Source organism: Blastomonas sp. (genome assembly GCF_046294995.1).
Classification (GTDB): domain Bacteria; phylum Pseudomonadota; class Alphaproteobacteria; order Sphingomonadales; family Sphingomonadaceae; genus Blastomonas.
The window spans coordinates 183,068-189,672 of record NZ_JBKBOG010000005.1 but is presented as its reverse complement, the minus strand read 5'-3'; the positions used below and the strand labels follow the sequence as shown (position 1 = coordinate 189,672).

The window sequence follows — 6,605 nt, the reverse complement described above, 5'->3', positions numbered from 1 at the left end:
GGGGGGGGGGGAGGAAGTCACAGCCCCACCCCCGACCCCTCCCCTAAAGGGGAGGAGAGATCCATCAAAGATCATCCGCCGTCATCGCAAAGATCGTCCGGTGCGGCTCATACGCTTCCATCTTGGCGAGCAGCCCGTCGAGCGTCTCGTCGACGATCAGGATGTCGGCGTGCTGCGGGCGGATGAAGCCGACTTCGATCATGTGGCGGTTGAACGCGATCAGCTCGTCGTAGAAACCGTTGATGTTGAGCAGGCCCACAGGGTCGGTGTGATAGCCCAATTGCGACCAGCTGATCGCCTCCCACAATTCGTCCATCGTGCCGACCCCGCCGGGCAGCACGACGAAGCCGTCGGCAAGATCGGTGAACTTCTGTTTGCGCGCGTGCATTCCGGGCACGATGTGCAGCTCGGTGCAACCCTCGTGCGCGACTTCCGGGCGAACCAGGGCCTCGGGGATGATGCCGATCACCTCGCCGCCCAGCTCGAGCGCGGCATCGGCCACCGCGCCCATCAGCCCCAGCCGCCCGCCGCCATAGACCACGCCGATCCCGCGCCCGGCCAGCGTCGCACCGACCATGCGGGCGTTTTCGATATAGACGGGGTCGGAAGGCGTGGCGGAGCCGCAATAGATGGCAAGGCGCTTGAAGGGGGCGGTCATGGTGATTCCCTGATGAATGAGTGTCGCCGCACTGCCCATAAATGGCGGGCGCGGCAAGCGTGCTGCCAACAAATCCTCCCCTGCAAGGGGAGGTGGCATCGCGGAGCGATGACGGAGGGGTGTCACCGGCCCGATGGCGCGACACCCCTCCACCACTGCGTGGTCCCCCACCCCTTGCAGGGGAGGATCTGTCAGGTCACTCCTGCGGCAGGCCGTCGGCGATGTCGTAATAATCGCCCTTGTCCGCGGTGAAGATGTGGACGTGGAGGTGGGTGCCGGTTGGCGCATCGAACGCGCCCATCGCGATCGCGGTCGAATCGCGGTGCGGCGGATCCCAGAACAGGACGCTGCCGCAGGTGCCGCAAAAGCCGCGGCGCACCTTGGGGCTCGACTGGTACCAGCGGATATGCGCCTCGCCTTCAATCGCAAGGTCATTGCGCTTGACGTCGGTCGAGGCCCAGTAGTGCCCCGATTGCTTGCGGCATTGCGAACAATGGCAGGCATCCGGGGCTTTGAGCGGGGCCGAAACGGTGAACGATACCGCGCCGCACAGGCATGATCCGGTGTGCATGAGGTGTGCTCCGTTCTCAAATCCTCCCCCAGCTTGCTGGGGGAGGGGGACCGCCCGCGCAGCGGGTGGTGGAGGGGAAGCGGGATAGTGCATGTTTTGCCGGAAAGCTCAATCTCGCTTCCCCTCCACCACCGACCTGTGGTCGGCGGTCCCCCTCCCCGAGACGAGCTCGGGGAGGATTTTAGTGTTAAAGCATATCTTCCAGCATCAGCGCGGCGGTCGCCTTGGCGCTGCCGACCACGCCGGGGATGCCCGCGCCCGGATGCGTGCCCGCGCCGACGAAATACATGTTCGGAATGGCATCGTCACGGTTATGCGTGCGGAAATACGCGCTTTGCGTCAGCAGCGGCTCGAGACTGAACGCGCTTCCCAAATGCGCGTTGAGATCGTTGCTGAAATCCTGCGGCGTATAATGGAAGCTGGTGACGATCCGCTCGTGGATGTCGGGGATCAGCCGGTGGCCGATCTCGTCCAGAATGCGCTTTTCATAGATCGGGCCCATTTCCTTCCAGTCGATCGGCAGCTTGCCCTGATGCGGCACCGGCGAAAGCACATAGAAGGTGCTGTGCCCCGGGGGCGCCATGCTGGGATCGGTGACGGTCGGGTGGTGCAGGTACAGCGAGAAGTCCTTCGACAGCACGCCGTGATCGTAGATGTCCTCGAGCAGGCCCTTGTAGCGCGGGCCGAACAGGATCATGTGGTGCGGAATTCCGGGCCAGTCGCCCTTGATGCCGAAATGCGCGACGAACAGCGATGGCGAGAACTTCTTCTTCTTGAGGCTCGCCGCCGCGCGCTTGCCGCGGCCCGATTTGCCCAGCAGGTCGCGATAGCTGTGGACGATGTCGGCGTTGCTGGCGACCGCATCGAAGCTTTCGCGCCAGCCGCTCTGGGTCACCACGCCGGTGACCTTGTCGCCCATCGTCTCGATCTCGATGACCGGATCGTTCATCCGCATCGTACCGCCGATGCGCTCGAAATGCGTGACCATGCCAGCGATCAGCCGGTTGGTGCCGCCCTTGGCGAACCAGACGCCGCCGTCTTTCTCGAGCTTGTGGATCAGCGCATAGATCGAGCTGGTCTTCATCGGGTTGCCGCCGACGAGCAGCGTGTGGAACGACAGCGCCTCGCGCAGTTTCTCGTTCTGCACGAACGACGAGACGATCGAATAGACCGAGCGCCAGGCCTGATACTTCATCAGCGCGGGCGCGGCCTTGATCATGCTGGCAAAGTCGAGAAACGCCTTGTGGCCGAGCTTGAGATAGCCCTCGTCGTGCACGCCCGCGCTGTATTCGAGGAATTTATCATAGCCCGCGACATCGGCGGGGTTGAGCTTTTCGATCTCGGCGCGCAGGCCGACTTCGTCGTTGGAATAATCGAAATTGGTGCCGTCGGGCCAGTTGAGCCGGTAGAACGGCATCACCGGCATCAGCTCGACGTCCTCGCTGATGTGGTGGCCCGAAAGCGCCCACAATTCCTCGAGGCAGGGCGGATCGGTGATCACGGTGGGGCCGGCATCGAAGGTGAAGCCGTCCTTCTCCCAGAAATAGGCGCGGCCGCCCGGCTTGTCGCGACCTTCGATGATGGTGGTGGCAATTCCGGCGGATTGCAGGCGGATGGCAAGCGCCAGCCCGCCGAATCCCGACCCTATGACAGCAGCTTTCTTCACGTGGCTTGGCCCCTGATTGTGTGCGACCCGAATATGCGGGCAGATTGTGCGGCACTATAGCGTTACGTGTGCAATGTGCCAGCAGATGCGCGCGCCTGTGTACGGCCGTGTGCACGTAGCCAAAACCCTTGCGATGCTGCGCCGCAATATGGTCTGGCTGCATCACCGGCATGTCTATTACACCGAAACCATCGCCTTTCCGCCAAGTTGCAAAAAACGCATGAAGCATGTGCATTAATTTCATTCGCAAGTGCAGCATTTCAGTTTGCAACTTATCAACCGAGCGCCTAAATCCTTTTCAACAACAAAGTCTGCCCATCCAGGGGCCGTCTCCTCCCTAGAGTGAAAGGAATGTTCCCATGACCATTCGTGCTTCCGCCCTGATCGGCGCCGTGCTTCTCGCAGCTACCGCTGCTCCCGCTTTCGCTCAGGACGATGCCCTGATCTCGAAGAACCAGACCATCTATGACGCCGAAGGCAAGCGCGTCGGCAAGGTGACCCGCGTTCTCGAAGACGGCTCGGCCCTGGTCATCTACAAGGGCAAGGTCGTGCGCATCGGCGCTGCGACCCTGACAAACGGCGAAGGCAAGGTTTCGACCTCGCTTTCCAAGAAGGAACTCGCGCGTCTGGATTGATCCGTCAATTCATACGCCGACCGGCCATGTGCCGGAAGGTAAGGGGCGGGAAGGCATGACGGTGCTTTTCCGCCCCTTTTCATGTCTAAAATCCTTGGCTTGCCGGGGATGTGGATCGCCGAAGGCGAGACGGAGGCGTGTCCACATTTGCGGGTGCAAGGCACCCCTCCACCACCCTGCGGCTGGTCCCCCTTGCCTTGCAGGGGAGGATCTGTCGGCGAACAACCGGCTTTTCATTTGGGCCGAAACCCGCTTAAGGTTTTGTCATGAAACTGACAGGCCCCGCATCGCAAAGCTATTTCTCCCAGCGCCTCAGGCTGCATTATGCCGACTGGGGCAACCCCGATAAGCCGCCGCTGATCCTGCTGCACGGCGGCGAGGACCATTGCCGCTCGTGGGATTTCGTGGCGGGCGAGCTGATGGCCGACTGGCACGTCATCACCCCCGACCTGCGCGGCCATGGCGATTCGCAATGGACCGCCGACGGCAACTATCCGACGATGAATTTCGTGTACGATCTGGCGCAACTGGTCGAACATCTCGGGCACGATCAGGTGACGATCGTCGCGCATTCTCTGGGCGGCAACACCGCGCTGCGCTATGCCGGGCTGTATCCTGAAAAGGTGCGCAAGGTTGTGGCCATCGAGGGTCTTGGCCCGTCGCCCAAGATGGTCGAAGAGCGCAGCCTGACCCCGCTGCACGATCACTGGCGCAAATGGTTTGCCGACAAGCGCGCCAAGGCGACGCGCAAGCACCGCGAGTATGACAGCTTCGAAGAGGCCCTCTCGCGGATGCACGCAGAGAACAGCTATCTGACCGCCGAGCAGGCGCGGCATCTGTGCGAACATGCCGTGATCCGCAACGAGAACGGGACGTACAGCTGGAAGTTCGATCCGCACATCCGCATCTGGCCGATCCTCGACATCACCACCGAGCAGATGCAGGCCCTGTGGCAGCGCATCACTTGCCCCACTTTGCTGTGCTGGGGCGAAAAAAGCTGGGCCTCCGATCCGGAGGCCGATGGGCGGTTGGAATTGTTCGCCAACGCCCGCCTCGCCAAGTTCGCCGATGCCGGCCACTGGCTGCACCACGACCAGTTCGACCGGTTCATGGCCGAACTGAAGGGCTTTTTGTGATGCAGCAAGCCGACGATTTCCTCACCGAGTGCGATCGTATCCACGCGCTGCTGGGACCGCTCGATAACACGACGCTGGCGACGCCCACCGCATTCAAGGGCTGGACGATCGGCGACATCATCGGTCACCTGCATGTCTGGAACCAGGCGGCGCAGATGTCGCTGAAGGATGAAGGCGCGTTCAAGGCCTTCATGGGCCAGGTGGGCGGGATCATCCGACAGGGCGGCGATCTGAATGCGTTCGAGCGCATTTGGCTCGATGGCCTCACCGGGCAGGCTTTGGTCGCCGCTTGGGCTCAGACCTATCGCGCCACCGCCGCCGATTTCGCGACCGCCGATCCGGCGCAGCGCGTGCCCTGGGCAGGGCCGAGCATGAGCGCGCGCTCGTCGATCACCGCGCGGCTGATGGAAAGCTGGGCGCACGCGCAGGCGATCTTCGACGTGCTGGGAGTCGAGCGCGAGAATGGCGATGGCATCAGGAACATCTGCGTGCTGGGGCTCAACACCTATGGCTGGACGTTCAAGAACCGCAGGCTGGAAGCGCCGCAGCCGGTTCCGCACCTGCGCCTGACCGCGCCCTCGGGCGAAGTCTGGGTGTTCGGCGAACCGGCGGACGGCGAACTGATCGAGGGCGATGCGGCGGAATTCTGCCAGGTGGTGACGCAGACCCGCAACATCGCGGATACATCGCTCAGGGTGACAGGTGCGAATGCGACCGCCTGGATGGCCATCGCGCAATGCTTCGCCGGAGCCCCGGTCGACCCGCCAGCGCCGGGGGTGCGGCGGAAGGCGGCTTGAGCCATGGCGGCTGCCAACTGAGGCATCGCGATTGACCAACCCGTCACCCTGAACTTGTTTCAGGGCCCATTTTTCCCCACGCGGCTTCGGCTCATCGGGCACGATGGGTGCTGAAACAAGTTCAGCATGACGGGTTTTTGTACCGCAGAGTTGGTGCGGAGACCTGATAATGATCATGTCGAGCGACGGGCGGTAGATACGTCGATGGCGGAGGCGAATACCCACCTCTTCGCGGCTTCGCTTCTTCGCGTCTTCGCGTGAAAAATATTGGCTCACGCGAAGACGCGAAGCCGCGAAGGAAAGCCATTGCAACAAGAGGTGCGCGTATCGGTCCCCTGCGAAGGCAGGGGTCCATCTCCCAGGCGCTGCGCCGGATGCGAGGGCAAGAGATGGATGCCTGCCTTCGCAGGCAGGCGGCTGTGTGAGGTAGGCGACCCATCACTGCCGCTCCGTATCCCGTCATCCCGGGCTTGACCCGGGACCCAGCGTCTTTTGCCCAAACGGAACATGCGATAGCCCTGGGCCCCGGATCAAGTCCGGGGTGACGATAACGGGAACGGCCTTAAACCCGGCCCGCAGGGTCGTTCACGACGAAGCGATGCGGACCTAAGAGTGCTCAGGCGTCTATCAAAGCAACTTCCGGCACAACCTGAATTTCTTCTACCGACCCATTGCGGGCACCGACGAATTGGCTGATGTTGTTCTAATGAGCGTCCGCACACAGTCTTTGACCATCGCCTTCTATGCTGCTTTCGCGTTGTGGTTCACTGCAATGAGCTACAGCAGGCCGGGATTTTATAGCTGGCTCATCCATCCTTTTGCGCAGGATGCGCTTGGCCTCCTGCTGTGGGGCATCTTCGCTGCGGTCGTAGTCGCAGTGGCCCACCGGTCAATCATTGCGGCATCAATGCCTTGGCTCGATTTGGTTGCCTTCGGTTGCGCTGTCGTGGTCTTCGAGTTGGTCTGGCGACTTTATCTAAGTCCCGATATTTGGGATGCGTTCAAGGTGATCTCAGTCGTGGTGGATGCAGCCACGCCAATCATTGGCGCAATCGGCGTCGCCGCGCTCGTCGGAGAGTGGAGACGGGGGCGGCGGCATGCCGCCTGATGGCCGCTTCCTCGTCAATCCCCTTGCACCCATA

8 protein-coding genes are annotated in these 6,605 nt (G+C 62.3%); 5 read left to right on the top strand and 3 right to left on the bottom strand.

The annotated features are described in order from the left end of the window. Positions 1-64: 64 nt before the first annotated feature. The 3 genes from ACK4R0_RS08880 to ACK4R0_RS08870 all read right to left on the bottom strand — a co-directional run bounded on the left by ACK4R0_RS08880 (position 65) and on the right by ACK4R0_RS08870 (position 2,895). A complete protein-coding gene (locus ACK4R0_RS08880; RefSeq protein WP_409673271.1) occupies positions 65-658 on the bottom strand; it encodes a TIGR00730 family Rossman fold protein in 594 nt (197 codons plus the stop codon). A gap of 196 nt (positions 659-854) precedes the next feature. Then, the gene (locus ACK4R0_RS08875) at positions 855-1,229 is read right to left on the bottom strand and encodes a GFA family protein (RefSeq protein ID WP_409673269.1); all 375 of its coding nucleotides are present in this window, start codon (positions 1,227-1,229) and stop codon (positions 855-857) included. Between the two features lie 187 nt (positions 1,230-1,416). Continuing rightward, positions 1,417-2,895, bottom strand: a complete 1,479-nt coding sequence (locus tag ACK4R0_RS08870; protein WP_409673266.1) for a phytoene desaturase — start codon at positions 2,893-2,895, stop codon at positions 1,417-1,419. Between the two features lie 85 nt (positions 2,896-2,980). On the opposite strand from ACK4R0_RS08870, the gene ACK4R0_RS08865 reads away from it, so the two are divergent. The 5 genes from ACK4R0_RS08865 to ACK4R0_RS08845 all read left to right on the top strand — a co-directional run bounded on the left by ACK4R0_RS08865 (position 2,981) and on the right by ACK4R0_RS08845 (position 6,571). Continuing rightward, on the top strand, positions 2,981-3,133 hold the full coding sequence (locus ACK4R0_RS08865; protein ID WP_409673264.1) for a hypothetical protein: 153 nt from the start codon (positions 2,981-2,983) through the stop codon (positions 3,131-3,133). A gap of 121 nt (positions 3,134-3,254) precedes the next feature. After that, the gene (locus tag ACK4R0_RS08860) at positions 3,255-3,530 is read left to right on the top strand and encodes a hypothetical protein (RefSeq protein ID WP_409673261.1); all 276 of its coding nucleotides are present in this window, start codon (positions 3,255-3,257) and stop codon (positions 3,528-3,530) included. A gap of 266 nt (positions 3,531-3,796) precedes the next feature. Beyond that, positions 3,797-4,666: an alpha/beta fold hydrolase gene (locus ACK4R0_RS08855; protein WP_409673258.1), complete on the top strand. Its 870-nt coding sequence runs from the start codon at positions 3,797-3,799 to the stop codon at positions 4,664-4,666. Continuing rightward, positions 4,666-5,463 carry a TIGR03084 family metal-binding protein gene (locus tag ACK4R0_RS08850; RefSeq protein WP_409673256.1) on the top strand — a complete coding sequence of 266 codons (798 nt, stop codon included), beginning with the start codon at positions 4,666-4,668 and terminating at the stop codon, positions 5,461-5,463. The genes ACK4R0_RS08855 and ACK4R0_RS08850 overlap by 1 nt, the downstream gene beginning before the upstream one ends. A gap of 706 nt (positions 5,464-6,169) precedes the next feature. Further along, the gene (locus ACK4R0_RS08845) at positions 6,170-6,571 is read left to right on the top strand and encodes a hypothetical protein (RefSeq protein WP_409673253.1); all 402 of its coding nucleotides are present in this window, start codon (positions 6,170-6,172) and stop codon (positions 6,569-6,571) included. Positions 6,572-6,605 lie beyond the last annotated feature (34 nt).